Annotated in this window: 11 protein-coding genes; 4 read left to right on the forward strand and 7 right to left on the reverse strand. The window is 62.6% G+C overall.

Annotation, left to right across the window (positions count from 1 at the left end; translation table 11 throughout):
- Positions 1–30 precede the first annotated feature (30 nt).
- Positions 31–2,130: a phosphocholine-specific phospholipase C gene (locus tag B7449_RS09185; RefSeq protein ID WP_039736783.1), complete on the forward strand. Its 2,100-nt coding sequence runs from the start codon at positions 31–33 to the stop codon at positions 2,128–2,130.
- Positions 2,131–2,258: 128 nt separating this feature from the next.
- Here B7449_RS09185 and B7449_RS09190 read toward each other — a convergent pair whose 3' ends face one another.
- From B7449_RS09190 to B7449_RS09220, 7 genes are all read right to left on the reverse strand, one after another.
- Positions 2,259–3,830 carry an amidohydrolase family protein gene (locus tag B7449_RS09190; RefSeq protein WP_039736784.1) on the reverse strand — a complete coding sequence of 524 codons (1,572 nt, stop codon included), beginning with the start codon at positions 3,828–3,830 and terminating at the stop codon, positions 2,259–2,261.
- 83 nt (positions 3,831–3,913) lie between these two features.
- Positions 3,914–5,533, reverse strand: a complete 1,620-nt coding sequence (locus B7449_RS09195) for a carboxylesterase/lipase family protein (RefSeq protein WP_039736786.1) — start codon at positions 5,531–5,533, stop codon at positions 3,914–3,916.
- Positions 5,534–5,685: 152 nt separating this feature from the next.
- Complete coding sequence (locus B7449_RS09200; protein ID WP_141654851.1) at positions 5,686–6,990, reverse strand: phospholipase D-like domain-containing protein; 1,305 nt, start codon at positions 6,988–6,990, stop codon at positions 5,686–5,688.
- Positions 6,991–7,112: 122 nt separating this feature from the next.
- The gene (locus B7449_RS09205) at positions 7,113–8,021 is read right to left on the reverse strand and encodes a S1/P1 nuclease (protein WP_039736787.1); all 909 of its coding nucleotides are present in this window, start codon (positions 8,019–8,021) and stop codon (positions 7,113–7,115) included.
- Positions 8,022–8,168: 147 nt separating this feature from the next.
- Positions 8,169–9,200, reverse strand: a complete 1,032-nt coding sequence (locus tag B7449_RS09210) for a purine-nucleoside phosphorylase (protein WP_141654856.1) — start codon at positions 9,198–9,200, stop codon at positions 8,169–8,171.
- Positions 9,201–9,603: 403 nt separating this feature from the next.
- A complete protein-coding gene (locus B7449_RS09215; RefSeq protein WP_199858412.1) occupies positions 9,604–11,049 on the reverse strand; it encodes an amidohydrolase family protein in 1,446 nt (481 codons plus the stop codon).
- 70 nt (positions 11,050–11,119) lie between these two features.
- Complete coding sequence (locus tag B7449_RS09220) at positions 11,120–12,376, reverse strand: cytosine deaminase (protein ID WP_082084818.1); 1,257 nt, start codon at positions 12,374–12,376, stop codon at positions 11,120–11,122.
- Between the two features lie 217 nt (positions 12,377–12,593).
- Here B7449_RS09220 and B7449_RS09225 point away from each other — a divergent pair, with 217 nt between their 5' ends.
- From B7449_RS09225 to B7449_RS09235, 3 genes are read left to right on the forward strand one after another with little or no spacing between them, the layout of a single operon-like run.
- Positions 12,594–13,592, forward strand: a complete 999-nt coding sequence (locus tag B7449_RS09225) for an ABC transporter substrate-binding protein (protein WP_244465753.1) — start codon at positions 12,594–12,596, stop codon at positions 13,590–13,592.
- On the forward strand, positions 13,589–14,386 hold the full coding sequence (locus tag B7449_RS09230; RefSeq protein ID WP_039736789.1) for an ABC transporter ATP-binding protein: 798 nt from the start codon (positions 13,589–13,591) through the stop codon (positions 14,384–14,386). The genes B7449_RS09225 and B7449_RS09230 overlap by 4 nt, the downstream gene beginning before the upstream one ends.
- Entirely contained in the window at positions 14,383–15,165 is a 783-nt protein-coding gene (locus B7449_RS09235; RefSeq protein ID WP_039736790.1) for an ABC transporter permease, read from the forward strand. The genes B7449_RS09230 and B7449_RS09235 overlap by 4 nt, the downstream gene beginning before the upstream one ends.
- The last annotated feature ends 12 nt before the right edge of the window (positions 15,166–15,177 follow it).

A 15,177-nucleotide genomic window follows, 5' to 3' on the forward strand; every position in this document is an offset into this window, starting at 1 on the left:
GATACAGCCATAGCAGAAGGAAGAAAGTTCATGCCACGCATCTCCCGCCGGTCTTTCCTGAAGGGAGGCGCCGGTTCCGCGATGTCCGCCATGCTGATGTCTTCCATCAACCGCGCGCTGGCCATTCCCGCCAGCCGTCGGGCCGGGACAATCGAAGATGTCGAACATGTTGTCGTCTTCATGCAGGAAAATCGGTCGTTTGACCATTATTATGGTCACCTGAATGGCGTGCGGGGCATCAATGACCGGCACCCCGTGCTGCGGCCCGATGGCAGGCCCGTCTGGTTCCAGCCCCGGCTGAAGGCGGACCATGGGGATATCCTGCCATTCCATCTGGATACGCGGTCAACCAGTGCGCAGTGCGTGGTGGACCTGGATCATAGCTGGAAGCCGACCCATGCGGCCATCAACGCAGGGCGCAATGACCGCTGGCCGCCGAACAAGACCGACATGACCATGGGCTATTACACGCGGGATGACATTCCATTCCATTATGCGCTGGCCGATGCCTTTACGGTATGTGACCATTATTTCTGCTCCACCCCCACCCAGACCCATCCCAACCGTTTTTACCTAATGACCGGCATGGTCGATGCCGATGGGACGGGCGGTGGCCCCATCCTTGACAACATCGACTGGGTGGACCGGGCCGCGTATGGTCACGTGCCGCCGCCCTTTACATGGACAACCTACCCCGAACGGCTGGAAAAGGCCGGTGTGTCATGGCAGGTTTACCAGCAGGGGCTGGAAGGGCGTGATCTGGAAAACGGGAATTTCGGGACCAATATCCTGATGAATTTCCGCAATTTCGTCCATGCGCCCGAAGGGTCGTCCCTGCACAGGCGGGCGATGACGCGCCGCACGCTGGATGACCTGCGCGCGGACGTGCTGGGGCACCGGCTGCCGCAGGTCTCGTGGCTGCTGCCGCCCGCGGCCTATTCCGAACATCCGCGCTGGACGCCGGATTATGGCGCGGCCTACATCGCCCGCATCCTTGACGCCCTGACGGCGGACCCGGATGTATGGTCGAAGACCGTCCTTTTGCTGATGTATGACGAAAATGACGGCTATTTTGACCACATGCCCCCACCCCAGCCGCCGACCCCGGTACTGCCGGGACGCAGCACGGTCAGCACCCGGGGCGAAATCCATAACCGGCTCATGGATTTCTCACCACAGGCCTATACGGTCGATAACCTGCCCTATGGCCTTGGGCCACGTGTGCCGATGCTGGCGATTTCACCATGGAGTACGGGTGGCTTCGTCTGTTCGGACGTATTCGACCATACATCGGTCATCCGCTTTATCGCCGCCCGTTTCGGGGTGGATGAGCCAAACATCACGCCGTGGCGGCGGTCCGTCTGTGGCGACCTGACCACGGCCTTTGATTTCTCGGCCCCCGGACAGACGCGCCTGGGGGGACTGCCTGATACGCGCGACTACCGTGAAAAGGTGGAACAGGCCCGCCACCGTGTCGATCCGGCCCCGCCACCGCGCAGCGCGGCCGGGGACATGGGCATACAGGAAAGTGGCACCCGTCCCCTGCGCCCCACGTCCTACGATCTGGCGGTAAACGAAACCACGGGCACGGATGCAGGTGCGCTGGCGCTGGAATTTTCCAGCCACGGCGCGTTGGGCGCGTGTTTCCATGTCTACCATGAACATACCGATGACGTGCCGCGCCGCCATACGGTAGGCGCGGGCGACAGCCTGACCGATACGCTGGACCTGTCGCCGCATGGCGTGGATGTCTGGAGTGTGACCGGGCCCAATGGGTTCCTGCGCCGTTTCCACCGTGCCGGTCCATCCTCCATCATGGTCGCGGCCCGTCATGCGGGGGATGGCCAGTCACTTGTTCTGGAACTGACCAATCACAGCGATCATGCGCGGCATGTGCGGATTCATGATAACGCCTACCATCAGCATGCCATTCACCTGACCGTACCCGCCAGTGCAACGATCCGGCATGAAATGGCGTTTGCGGCCAGCGGCGGCTGGTACGATTTCAGCGTGTCTGTCCGCCACGAACGCCATACGCTGACACGACTGGCCGGGCTGGTCCCCACGGGGGCACCCGGCATTACCGACCCGGCCGCCACGTCGCCCGTCCTGCATCCCCTGAAAGTATGAAAGACTGTTCGCCTGAAAAGGCGATTTACAAAACACCCTGTAAATCAAATGAAAGTTTTTGGTGAAGCTTCTTTCAAAAAGCTTTGGAAGACGTCGCCTTTTTGAAAAAAGGCGACGTCCGGAAACTATTATTTCGGGCCTGTCAGACGTGCATTGGGCAGGCGTGCGCGGGTTTCTTCCAGTGTTTCACAGGGGGGCTCATTCGGGGGCGTGCCGGTGGTGACCAGCGGATAGATATGCCGCCGCGCCATATCACGTTTCAGGGTCGCGAAGGAAAAATGCTGGTCCGTGCGGATACACAGCGCCTTGGCCTGCCCGTCAATAACCACCTTTTCACAGCCGGGCTGATGCAGGTGGCGGATAACCTTGCGATCCCCATAAAGGACATGGCCGCCCCGCATGACCATGTCGACGGTACCGGGTGTGGACTGGACCGCCGCGTCGTACGGTGTCTGGCCCTGCGGACGGAACAGGACAAGGTCCGCCACGTGGTCCGGCGCGATTGCCCCCATCACGCTGCCGCCATGCACGGCTTCGGCCCCGCCCTGCGTCGCCATGCGCCACAGGTCACGTGACGACAGGGCGCTGGCAAGGTGGTCGCGGTTGTAATGCACGGCGCAGGCGAATTCCCGGCTCATGTTCATGGACCCCGAGGGCAGCCAGTCCGTGCCAAGGGCAATGGTCACGCCATGGGCACGGGCTGCGGGAATGTCCACGGTCCGTCCATACAGCGCAAGATTGCTGCGTGGTGACCAGACAAGGCTGATCCCCCTGTTGTGCAGCAGGTCAAAATCATTCGCACCCAGCCCCACCCCATGCAGGATGGTCATGCCCGGCTGCATCATGTCCTGACTGATGCCACCGCCACCCTTCTGTGGCGTGCGATCATAGGTATTGGAACTGAGGCAGCGGAATTCATTATGGGCCGCCCCGTTCGTGCCTTCCGCCACATGGGCAAGGAAGGCGGGCGTGGCTGCGACATCGGCGGGGGTGGACGGGTGGTGCCCGTAATCGCAGTCATGCGTGCGCATGATCCCGGACACGTCATCAAGGGGGAATATCTGGTATGTGACGGGACGTTGCGGCAGCCCTTCAAGCCCCGCGGCAAAATCCAGGTTGCGGACAAGGCCGGGCGCCATGCTGTCCCCCACCATGGACGTTATGCCGCTGATGAGGAAACGCAGTTCACCCCATGCGATCAGTTCCGGATTGGTATCGCCAATGGCGCCCTTCAGCTCCGTATGGCCGTCAAGGCCCTTGCGCCATTCATTGCGGTGTTCGAACCGCTCCCCCGTATCGGGCTGCGGCGCGTCGCCGGTGAAATCGATATGGTCATGGGGGTTGATGAAACCGGGCGAAAGGCTGTCCTGCGGGCAACTGATGACGGTCGGATGTGGTGCGGTCGGCTGGCACGTGGCACCGGCACACCGGATGATGCCGTGGGCGTCGATGATGACCCGTCCCGGCTTCGGGTCGGGCGTGTCGTCAAGGAGAATGGCTTCGACCACCGTTTCCCCCTTGCCCGCATGCACGGTGCAGCGTGGCCCCGTCGCCGCATGGGCGGCGGCGCCCCATGTCAGCATGGCAAGGGCGGCAAGATGGGTCCGGGACCCGCACGCCTGCCTGAGGAATGTGGATGTCCGGCTGCGGGCGCATGCTGTCACGCAAACATGGGACAGGATGAAGGGGTCAGCATTCATGAACGGCGGGATCTTTCCTGTCTGGGTATCATGGACCCGCGTCATATGCCCGCCATCGGGTGTTCGGCGCGGGTGATGTGTGATTATGGGAAAAGGCTGTTGGGAATGGCGGGGTGACGGTCCCAGAACCCGCAATGGTGACGGGTTGCGACGTCGCGTTCGACCCGGATCCCTCCATCGGCCGGCAGCGCCAGCACCGTGACATCGGGGGCCTGCGGGGTCCATGCTGGCCATGGCGCGGTCGTGCCTGATCGTCCGAACGTGGCCCACATATCCATCATCCGCGCGGACAGCGCCTGCTGCGCGGGAGATAGCGGACCGGCAACGGATTTGTAACCAAACAGGTACAGCAGTTCCGCCGTATGGGACGCGCCACGGTCAAATCCCGGCGCATCCGGCAGTTTCATGGCAAGCGAGCGGAAAGGGGGCGCGGTGCGGTCGGCAAATTCATAGACGGCAACATGCGTCGGGCCATTCAGCACCGCCGCCGCCCGTAGCGCGGGACAGATCAGCATCTGGTCCGTGCGCAGGGCGGAAAGGGTATAGACCGGGTCCTGCCCCGCGATGAGAGGATATTCCTTTTGCAGGTCCGCTGCGAACCCGCTGTAATCCTGCGTCAGCAGCGCGTGGTAGCGGTCAGTTGACAGCGGATAATAGCCCGCAAGGAATGTCCGCAGTTCGTCGCGGTTGAAGCCGATCAGGACGGGAACGGACCCCACGGCGCCAGCCCGGATTGCCGCGTCCACCGGCTGGGGCTGCAGGGTGCTGCCGGATGGCGTGATCGGAAACAGGGGGCGGGAGACGGATGTCCCGTCCTTCAGCCGGACGGCTGGCTGCTGCCATACCGTATTCCATGCCGCCAGCAGGGCGGGAACCGGCAGGCGCTTCATGCAGGGCAGCGGGTCGGGCCCCGTGCAGCCGGCCGCCTGCGCCGTTGCCGTGCCGACCGCCTCCATCACAGCGCGCGTGGGCCGGCCGGGGCAGAAGCCGCTCTGCATGATCGCCTGCGTTACAAGCCCATGCGCCGCGGGTGCACCCAGTACGTCACATATGTTCGCGGCCCCGGCGGATTCTCCCACCACGCTCATGCCCGTGGCGTTGCCACCAAATGCCGCGATATTGTCGTGGGTCCATTTCAGCGCCGATATGATATCGCTGAGCGCCAGATCCCCCTGTGGCTGCCCCTGTTCACCCCCAAGGGCCAGGAAACCGAAAACCCCCAGCCGGTAGGTGGGAATGACCACGATGGAATGGGTGCGCGTGGCGAATTCCGTCCCGTCATAACTGGCGGGCGTGCCGGTCTGGTTGCCGCCGCCATGAATGAAGACGGTTACTGGCAGGCTGGCATGTGCATCCACGCCTGCAGGGCGATAGATGTTGAGGTACAGGCAGTCCTCATTCACCGTCTCGCCCACATCGGCGCTGATCGGGGCGGCGCAGCCCATGCGCGCGGTCGTGGCCTGGACGGGGGCGGGATAGGACGCGAGGGGCGTGGATGGCTGCCACCTGCCCTGCCCCGTGGGCGGGGCGGCGAACGGAACGCCAAGGAAAATATCCGCATTCCCCCGCTTCATGCCCGAGATCACGCCCGCAGGCGCCGTGACCGATGGGGCCGCGGCCTGTGCCGCCGCGGCCGCCAGCATGCCGGTGGCAGCGGCAAGAACAGCCGAAAGAAGCCCGCGCGCTAACGTCCGTTCCTGCATGTCGCCACCTGATCATCGTTCATTTCATTTCTTTATCATTACAAAATGGACGTGCCAAGCCGGTTCGGGCGCCATATGGTGGCAGGGCAGCCCGCCCCGTGTTGTCATGCGGCACATGCATGGAATGTGGATGAAGGTGCCTTTGTGCCCGGTCAGTCGCGCTTTGGCATGGTGTAGGTCCTGCCCGCTTCGAGCTGGGTTACATATGGTCCGGTCCAGTCATGCATGAAAATGGCGTTCAGGTCCCGCGCAGGTGATGCGCCATGCACGAAAATGGATGCATTGACCGTTGTCGTGAAATAGCTGGGTTCCCAGTTGCCGGTCCCGATATAGACCGCATTATCATCCGCGACCGCGTATTTGCAGTGTTCAACCCGCGCGAATGGTATCTTCTCCCCCGGCATGTCGGGAACCGTGCTGAATTTGACGGTGACATGCGGCAGGACGGACAGTGACTTGAGATAGGACTGCATCGGTTCGGACAGCGACCAGTTGGACACGATGATCTGGGTTTCCACCCCCCGCGCCGCCGCATCGCGCAGGGCGGTATCCAGTACGGGCCAGTAGCCACGCGCACCGTAATGGTTGAATGCGCTCATGGTCAGGACCTGCAGACGCAGGGTCCTGCGCGCGCCATGAATCATGTCCACCAGCGCCTTTTCCTCGGTCGTCAGGGAAGACGGCATCATGACCGCCGGGCTGAAGGCGGGAAAGGCAATCAGCGGCTGCGTCCCGTCCGACAGGATAATCGGGTTGGCCTGCGTTACGGGCGCGAAATCCGGTGTCGCCGCGAATTTGGCATAGGCATTGGACAGTGGCGCGCCCTGCGCCAGCATCCACAGCATGTTGAAATCCGATTCAAAATCCCGTGCTATCGGCGCATTGTCGATCCGTGCGCCAATTTCGTGAATGTGTTCAAGCGCGCGCCAGTCCCAGTTCTGGCTGCCTACGAATACGCTGTTATTATCAACAACCATGTATTTGGCATGCAGGATCCCCCCCGTCAGCGTGTGGCCGGGCAGAATGGCGGTCGTGATGTTGGGAACGCTCTTCAGCTTTTCCAGAACGCTTCCGGTTTCCTTCAGGAAGGACTGCTCCACCACGATGCGCACCTGCACGCCCGCCCGGGCGCGTTCCGTCAGGGCGTCAAGGATGTCGGACATGCTGTGGCCGGGTTTGTCCGTAATATAGAAAACCGCCGCGTCAATGGAATGCTGCGCGTGGTGGATCATGTCCAGCCAGACATCCTTGGTGCGGGCGATGCCGGACTGGCCGTACAGGGAATTTTCCGGCACGCTTTCCACGATCTGGAAATTCCTCTGCGCGCTGTCATCCGCGCGGGCTGTGCTGCCGTTTGCGACAAGGCTGCCTATGGCCATGGCGCAGCCCGCCAGCCAGCGCAGGCGTCCGTGTCGGGAGGTCTTACGCGAAAGAATGCTGTCTGAAAAAAGGATCACGGCGTATCGCCCTTTTTTGAAATGAACATGAAATCCGTTCCGTCTCCTGCACAGGCCGCAGGAAAATCCGGTTTATGCCGCCGGGCCGCCCATGCGCCGCATATGGCACGCAGGCCGCCGTGTTACCGTCTGGTCTTGACCTTCACATCCGCCAGATCCCGATTCAGGACGAATGCCAGCCGGACACCGGCTTTTTCCAGCTGTTCCGTGACGACCGTGCGCGCCGTTGCCTCGTATCCCGCAGGCAGCGACAGGGGCGCGCTGTTGGCGTCGCACCCTGCCGGGGGGTGAAAATCATATACGTATGTCTTTGCCAGACTGAAGCTTTCCATGGCCCACTGCGTGGGGGTGCCGGCCTGCCATGCATCTTTCTGGTTGACGGAAATCTGGTCGAACAGCCGGTCGGCCAGATGCCGGGCGTCCGGTTCTATTTCCGTGACCACCGCCGTGTCCCAGTAGCTGTGCAGGTTGGTCGTGCGTGGACCGCCCAGGCTGATCCGCACGCAGTTGCCGCCCCGGTCGTCATGGTCCGCCGCGTGCAGGGGCTGGTGCATGTCCCCCACGAAATGAATGACATATTTCAGCGCCAGCACGCGGTCCGCATCCGTGGACGCCGGGTTGGACAGGACATGCTCAAAGCGTTCAAGCTGGCTTGTGACACAGGCCTGTCCCCCGCCCTGCGCCGGGGTCTGGCAGGCAGCGGCCATGTCAGGGTGGTCGATTTCAAGGTCGATGAAATGCCACGGCCCGGTTTCCGGGTGTCCGGCGGCGCGCCATTTATCGGCCCATGTCGCGCGTGACATAAGGTCCGGCGCGGTCAGCGTGTCATGATCCGTGGCGAGGATGGCATCAACCTTCGCACGGGTATCCGGTGTCATGTATTTCCACGCAAGTGCTGCAATGGCTTTGTGGCCTTCCATGCCCCATGCATGCGCCCGGTCGGGACTCAGGGACAGGCCGAGGAGTGCGGCGCCGATGCACCAGACCGGTTTGCGCCTGCTGGCGCGCGTATCGGAAGACCTGCTGTTCATCGTGACGTTGCCTCCTCATCAGGGTGCCGGAATGGGTCATGGACATACATCCGGTCCTGTACCTGCCAGATGGCGTGTCCCGGCCACCCGGCAGGCCCTGTTAAACCATTGCCGCCAGCATTTATGTGTATTTATTAAGAAGATTCTTCATGAGGGAATATTGTCGCGGTATTTTTTCCAGTTCGACAGGATTTCCTCGATTACCGGCTCCCCTGCCCGTTCGTTATTGTCAAACGCCAGCGACTGCCCCGGTCCTTCATCGCCCATCGACTGGGTTACGGGCACGCCCGGCGGTGGAACCGAGAAATTGCTGCCCGAACGCAGCACCATGATCCGGTCGGGATCGACAAAGCCCAGCGTGGCGAGCGTGCGCATTTCGCGCTGGTAGGTCTGGCTTTCCTCATTCGTCATGACGAACTGGCCCTGTCCATGCGTCCACAGCCTGACCCAGTCCTGCGCCCAGCGGTTGCGTGGCGCGCCGTGCCAGTAGCGTTCCGCGCCCAGTGTCTCGCCCATCAGGACAAAAGGTGGCTTGCGGGCCTGATCGAAGCCCGTCCATGCCTTGCGCCGCAGGGCGATGGCCGGGTCATCGGCCAGATTGACCCGCTGGCTGAGCGCAAACGCCCAGCGTGCCAGCCCCTGGTTAAGCGGATATGCCCGTGTCAGTTCTGCTACATCCGTCACCGATCCGTAATGGTTCGGTGCTTCCGGCAGGGTATTGGGGCGTGATGCGCCGATGGCGTACAGCCCGTAAGGCCAGTCCCTGGGAATGGTGCGGTCGTCGATCTCACGCAGGGCGTCGCCATCCACGACCCAGCGCGCCCATGCGACACTGCCGACCGAGGCCGCATTGGGGTCAACACCCGAAATACCCGTAAACAGCCAGTAGGTGTGATGGAAGTCGAAACGCGGATCAAGGACGAACGCCGCAAGGTCCGTTACGCCATGCCGCAGCACCAGGCCATACAGCCCCGCCCTGTTGCGGCGGACCACGTCGGGCGCACCGCGGACAGGTACTTTTTCATCCAGATGTTCACGTTCGACCCAGTTCTGGTACTCACCGGGTTCGTCGCCGCTATCCGCGCCGTTTTCCCAGTTGGTCACGACAACAAACCTGACTTCCTGCGCAGGTGGCGCGGCATGCGCGGCCATGGGCAGGCAGGCCGCGCCCGCAAGCATGACAGATGTAAAAATACCGGCAGGGAACCTGCTTCGCCTCTGGTCAGCCATCAAATACTTTCGCTTTCATTTCCAGACCACCTCCACCATGAAATACAGATGCATCCGAAAGCGACACAACGGCGCCGCCGCCCCTGATTACTCCCGGTTGCCCACGGACCATGCCACGCGCCCGGCATGGCCGGATCATCACATCAGGTGGATGGGACCGGTAGACGTTACAGATGCGGTCAGATTGCACCAGATACAAAGACGGCCACAGACTGTTGCATTTTAATTGACACCTTTTCGTCCCGGTCCGCTCCGGGATCAGGTCGTGGGTGGAGGAGGTGTCGCCTTTCTGGAAAAGGCGACACCCGGAAACTTTTATCTTTTTTTCAATGGGCTGTTTTCAGGCAGCTTCCTATTTGTGGCGGCCGGTATGGCCCGGCAGCGATGCCGCCACGCGCCGGTCGGCCTGCGCTTCCACTGCGTTGATGTCCTGCGTCAGTACCCTGCCGTGGTCCACCACCAGCCTGCCGCCAACATAGACCTGTTCCAGATCCCGCTCGGACGCGGCAAGGACCAGCGTGGCGTACGGGTCAAACACATGCGCAAGATGCGTCGGGTCGATTATCAGGAAATCGGCAAGCTTGCCCGCCTCAAGGCTGCCCAGACGATCGGAAACCTGCAGGACGGACGCACTGCCCACCGTATGCAGACGCAGCACGTCATAGGGGCTCATGATGCTGGCGCTCTGGTATTTGTCGCGGATGGCGTACAGCCCCGTGCGCATGTTTTCGAACGGGTCGGCCAGGTCGGCGCTGGCCTCCCCGTCCTCGCCTATGCCGACACGGATGCCATCCTTCAGGTAGGTGGGGATGTCCGCCGTGCCTGAGGCCAGCCGCCCGTTGGACAGGGGATTCCACGACATGGCCGCCCCCGCGCGCGCTGTCTGCGCCAGGATTTCGGGCGTGGTATGGATGAAGTGCCCGAAGATCAGGTTCGGCCCCATCATCCCGCTTTGCGCAAAATAGGGGAAGACCGCCTGCTCGGACGCAATATTGTCGGGCGGTTCAAGGTAATGGGTCTGGTTGCCGACGCCGAACTCCTTCATCAGGGTCGCCTCCAGCATTGCTTCCGACCGGGCGCTGGCCGCGTTCTCCTGGAAGGCGACGGTGCCATTCAGCATGATGGACAGGAAGGCGGTGCTGGCAGGCTGCGCCCTGGTCCAGTCAATAAAGCCGCGCAGGTGCTGGCGCGCGCCATCCAGCGAATGGTCGGCGGCATCCGCCGTGGGGTTGATGCCGTGCACGAAGCGCAGGCCGGAATCCTGTTCCGCGCGAAACTGCTGGTGGTCCACGTCGTCGCGTTCGGTCTTCGGCCTTCCCCAGTGATTGCCATAGTTGAAATTATAGGCCGCCGTTACGCCGTGTTGCAGGTGGTCAAGCGCGCCATCCAGCGTAAACCAGTAAAAATCCTCGGCCTGCGCATGGCTGGCGGCCTTGTCATACAGCGCGTCAATCCATCCCGGCAGCGTCCTGTCCTGCGCCAGGCCACGATAGGCGGCCTGCCACAGGTGGCTGTGGGCGGAAATGAAACCCGGCATGATCCAGTGGCCATGCGCGTCAAGCGTGGTTGTGGCGTGGATGCCTGCGCCAGGTGTGCCCGGCGCAACGGACAGGATCGTGCCACTGGCGTCGATCAGCATGTATCCGGTAAAGGGCTTCTTATATTTATCCGACATGGAGAATATATAAGCGTTCTTTACAAGAAACGATGGCTGGCTGTCCGCGGCGCCGGCATGGGCAAATGGCAGCAGGCACAGCATCGTGGCCGCCAGCAGGGTTCTTTTTCCGATTGGCTTCATGACGGTCTATCCATTTTTCAGAACTGGTAGCAAAAGAACAGGGAAGATGGTCTGATGTCTGCGCGACATGTCACAGTTCGGCATATGATGGCGCGCGCGCATCGATGGCCCGTCCGTGGCGGATGACGGCGCGTGGCCCCGTGGGGCGGGTGACAAGCTGGTTCATGTCCCGGGCCGCGAAAACCACCAGGTCGGCAGGGTTGCCGGCCCGCAGCGCCGTATCCAGCCCCATCCACCGTGCAGGGGTGACGGATACGGACTGCCACCACCCGCCGAACGGATGATCAAGATGCGCAATGCGCACGGCCTGCGAAAACACCTCCGCCATGTCAAGGTCGCCATAGGCATAGAACGGGTCGCGCGTGTTGTCGCTGGCGAACATGACCGGCACGCCCGCCGCGTGCAGTTCGTGCACCATTGTCACGCCACGCCACAACGGGGTGCGGCCGGGCGTGCGGTCCTGCAGGTACATGTTGCACATGGGCAGGCTGACGATACCGATGCCCGCATCGGCCACGCTTTTCACGATCCCGGCCTGACGCGGCGCATCCTGCACCGACAGGCTGCAGCAGTGCCCGCACAGCACCGGCAGCCTGAAACGCCGCCGCATGACCGTTTCGGCCACGGCCTGCAGGGCGGTGCCGCCGCGCACGTTGTTTTCGTCCACATGCAGGTCCAGCCCGCAGCCGAAACGTTCCGCCAGTGCAAACAGCCGGTCCAGATGTTCCGGCGTGGCGTTGTCATGCATGAGCACCGCGCCAAGGCACGCGCCCGGCGTGCTGGCGACATCGCGCGCGATGCGTTCGCCGTCTTCCCCAGCATAGGACTGCGGCATGACGAGGGAGACAGCCTGCAGCGCGATCCGGCCCGCCCACCGTGCCTGCATGTCCCGGATCAGTGGCCACACCCGCTGCCCGTGCGTGCCCATGGTGTCCAGATGGGTGCGCACCGCCTGCGTGCCGTGCGCGTATGCGCAGCGCAGCGCGAATGTCATGCGGCGGCGCACGTCTTCCGTGCTCCAGTAAGCTTCGCGGTCCTGGTTGACGGCCTGCAGCGCCCCCATGAAGGTCCCGTCGGGGTTGGGGGTCCGGTCCCATATGAACCCCTTGTCCAGATGGGTGTGGATATCCGCCATGGCGGGCCAGACCATGGCGCCATCCAGCGCCACCACCGGCAGCGCCGTATCGGGCGCGCGTTCGGATATGGCGGCGATCCGCCCCCCGTCAATGACCAGACTGCGGCGCAGCAGGCGGCCATCGGCTGCGGGCAGCGTGGCATCGGCCAGTACGTAGGCGTCGTTATCGGGGAAAAGTGCAAGATCCATCATTATGTCCCGGGTCCATGCTGCCTGCCTGCCATGCCCCTGCGCGCGGCCTGTCCAGAACGGAATCGTATCATTAATCCCGCATCCGGCCGCGATTGCAACGAAACAGCATGATGCCAGTTAAGCAACACGACATGTTAAAAATACCGCTTTATCAATACGATTCTATAATGTTACGGTGTCGTTGTAAATTCAGCCGTCCGGGTTAACGGGGAAGACAATGCACCATCAGGGCATAGGCAGACGTAGCATGCTGGCGGCCGGTGGCGCCATGATGGCCACCGTGTTCATGCGCCCGCGCCCCGCCGCGGCGGACCAGCCGGCGCTGCGGCTGCTGACAAACTGGTATGCCCAGGCCGAACATGGTGGTTTTTACCAGGCCCGGGCCAACGGCCTGTATGCGCAGGCCGGGGTTCCCGTCTCCATCAGAATGGGCGGGCCGCAGGTCAACAACATGCAGCTGCTGCTTGGCGGTCAGGCCGACATCATGATCGGCAGCATGGAGCTTGCGCTGCTTGCCGCGGCAAAGGACCTGCCGGTCGTGGCCATAGGGACATCGTTCCAGAAATCCGTGACCGGCCTTATGGTGCACAAGGACATTACCGCGCTTGAGCAGCTGAAGGGGCACCCCATCCTGATCAATACCGAAGGGCGGTCCACCTTCTGGCCGTGGCTGCGCGCGCGATTTGGGTTTTCGGATGCGCAGGCCGGTGTCTATACTTACAACATCCAGCCATTCGTCATGAACCCGCGCATGGCGATCCAGACCTTCGTGACCTCCGAACCCTTTGCCGCGACACAGAAGAACATCCCCTTCAATTACCTGCTTCTGTCTGATTCCGGCTATCGCACATACGGCAACGTGCTTCTGGCCACGCGTGATGTCATTGCCCGGCGCGGGGATGACGTGACCCGCTTCCTGCGCGCCAGTGCGGCGGGGTGGAACACGTACCTGTATGGCGACCCGGCGGCGGGGGACAAGGATATCGTCATTGACAATCCGTCCATGTCCGCAGCCCAGCTTGCCTATTCGCGCGATGCGTTGCGCAGGATCAATGCGCTGGGGGAAAAGGGCAGCGTGATCGGCACGATGGATGATGCGCAGTGGGCGGCGCTGCACAGCCTTGTCACGGCCGATGGCCAGTTTCCCGACACACCGGCATGGCGCAGGGCCTATACGACCGAATTCGTGTCGCATCTGAGCACGACCGTAGCATGAGCCCGGTTGTAGGCCTATGGGGGGTCGAAAAGATTTTTGGCAGTGGCGTCCGTGCGCTTGCCCCGGTTGACCTGGAAATCCAGCCCGGCGAATTCATAAGCCTGATCGGCCCGTCCGGCTGTGGCAAGAGCACGCTGCTCAAGGTTATTGCATCCATCCATCCGCCCACGGCCGGGCTGGTGCGGTGGTGGGGGCGCGATTTCACGCATGTGGGGTCCGAAGGGCACCGGATGGCCTTCGTATTCCAGGACCCGACCCTCATGCCATGGGCGCGGGTGGAAGATAACGTGCGCCTGCCGCTGGACCTTGAACGCGTGCCCGCCTCCACCGCTGCGCCGCAGGTCCGTGCCGCGCTGGAACAGGTCGGGCTGGGCCATGTGCTGCGGCATTACCCCGCGCAGCTGTCGGGCGGCATGAAAATGCGCGCCTCCATCGCGCGCGCGCTGGTGACGCGGCCCGACCTTCTGCTGATGGATGAGCCGTTTGGCGCGCTGGATGAATTCACCCGTGACCGGCTGGATGGCGAAATGGCGCGCCTGTGTTACGAAAACGGGCTGACCACGGTCTTTGTCACGCATTCGCTGTACGAAGCGGTTTTCCTGTCATCCCGTGTCATTGTCATGGCGGCCAATCCGGGGCGGATATTTGGTGAATACCATATCGATCCCGCCATCCGCCGCGACGACGCATTCCGGCTGAGCGACGGGTTCGCCCATATGTGCCGCGACCTGAGCCAGATGCTGACGGAGGCAACCCATGCAACCTTTGCTGGCGCGGAGGGCGTAAGTCCATGAATCCGCGCAACGCGGCACGACTGGGCCTGATCGCACCGGTGCTGGTGGGGCTGTGCACGCTGGGGATATGGCAGGCGGCCTGCCGGCTGTTTGCCATTCCGGTGTACCTGTTCCCGGCACCATCCGATATCGTGGCCTCGCTGTACGCCAACGGACCCATGCTGCTTCATGCGCTGGGCAGCACGCTGTATGTCACCCTTGTCTCGCTGCTGGTTTCGGTCCTGCTGGGCACGGCCATCGCGGTGGTACTGGTGCAGCACAGGCTGCTGCAGGCCAGTTTCATGCCGTATGTCATCATCCTGCAGGTCACCCCCATTGCGGCGGTGGCGCCGCTGATCATCGTGCTGGTCAAGACGACGTCCATGGCGCTGGTGCTGTGCGCCACGCTGATCGCCATTTTTCCCGTCATTTCCAATACGCTGATCGGCCTTGGGGCCGTTGATCCGGGACTGGAGGCCTATTTCCGCATGCACAAGGCCACGCGCGTGCAGATGCTGCTGCGGCTGCGCATTCCCAGTGCGCTGCCCATGTTCATGGCCGGTGTCAGGATCGCCAGTGGACTGGCCCTTGTCGGCGCGGTCGTGGCGGAGTTCGTGGCCGGTACGGGGGGCAATAGCGCGGGGCTGGCCTATGAAATCCTGCAATCGGGGTTTCAGATGGACATACCGCGCATGTTCGCCGCCCTTTTCCTCATCACTGTCACGGGGCTGGTGCTGCATGGTGGCATGACCACCATCGAACGCCTGCTGCTCGGGCGCTGGATGCGCCCGGTCACATGATGCATTCCCCCC

Source organism: Komagataeibacter intermedius TF2, assembly GCF_000964425.1.
Taxonomy (GTDB): Bacteria; Pseudomonadota; Alphaproteobacteria; order Acetobacterales; family Acetobacteraceae; genus Komagataeibacter; species Komagataeibacter intermedius.

What these genes read in the sequence shown, in the direction of transcription:
- B7449_RS09185 (WP_039736783.1), top strand. Translation starts at nt 31, where the DNA reads ATGCCACGCATCTCCCGCCGGTCTTTCCTGAAGGGAGGCGCCGGTTCC.
- B7449_RS09190 (WP_039736784.1), bottom strand. Translation starts at nt 3,830, where the DNA reads ATGAATGCTGACCCCTTCATCCTGTCCCATGTTTGCGTGACAGCATGC.
- B7449_RS09195 (WP_039736786.1), bottom strand. Translation starts at nt 5,533, where the DNA reads ATGCAGGAACGGACGTTAGCGCGCGGGCTTCTTTCGGCTGTTCTTGCC.
- B7449_RS09205 (WP_039736787.1), bottom strand. Translation starts at nt 8,021, where the DNA reads ATGAACAGCAGGTCTTCCGATACGCGCGCCAGCAGGCGCAAACCGGTC.
- B7449_RS09210 (WP_141654856.1), bottom strand. Translation starts at nt 9,200, where the DNA reads ATGCTTGCGGGCGCGGCCTGCCTGCCCATGGCCGCGCATGCCGCGCCA.
- B7449_RS09215 (WP_199858412.1), bottom strand. Translation starts at nt 11,049, where the DNA reads ATGAAGCCAATCGGAAAAAGAACCCTGCTGGCGGCCACGATGCTGTGC.
- B7449_RS09220 (WP_082084818.1), bottom strand. Translation starts at nt 12,376, where the DNA reads ATGATGGATCTTGCACTTTTCCCCGATAACGACGCCTACGTACTGGCC.
- B7449_RS09225 (WP_244465753.1), top strand. Translation starts at nt 12,594, where the DNA reads ATGCACCATCAGGGCATAGGCAGACGTAGCATGCTGGCGGCCGGTGGC.
- B7449_RS09230 (WP_039736789.1), top strand. Translation starts at nt 13,589, where the DNA reads ATGAGCCCGGTTGTAGGCCTATGGGGGGTCGAAAAGATTTTTGGCAGT.
- B7449_RS09235 (WP_039736790.1), top strand. Translation starts at nt 14,383, where the DNA reads ATGAATCCGCGCAACGCGGCACGACTGGGCCTGATCGCACCGGTGCTG.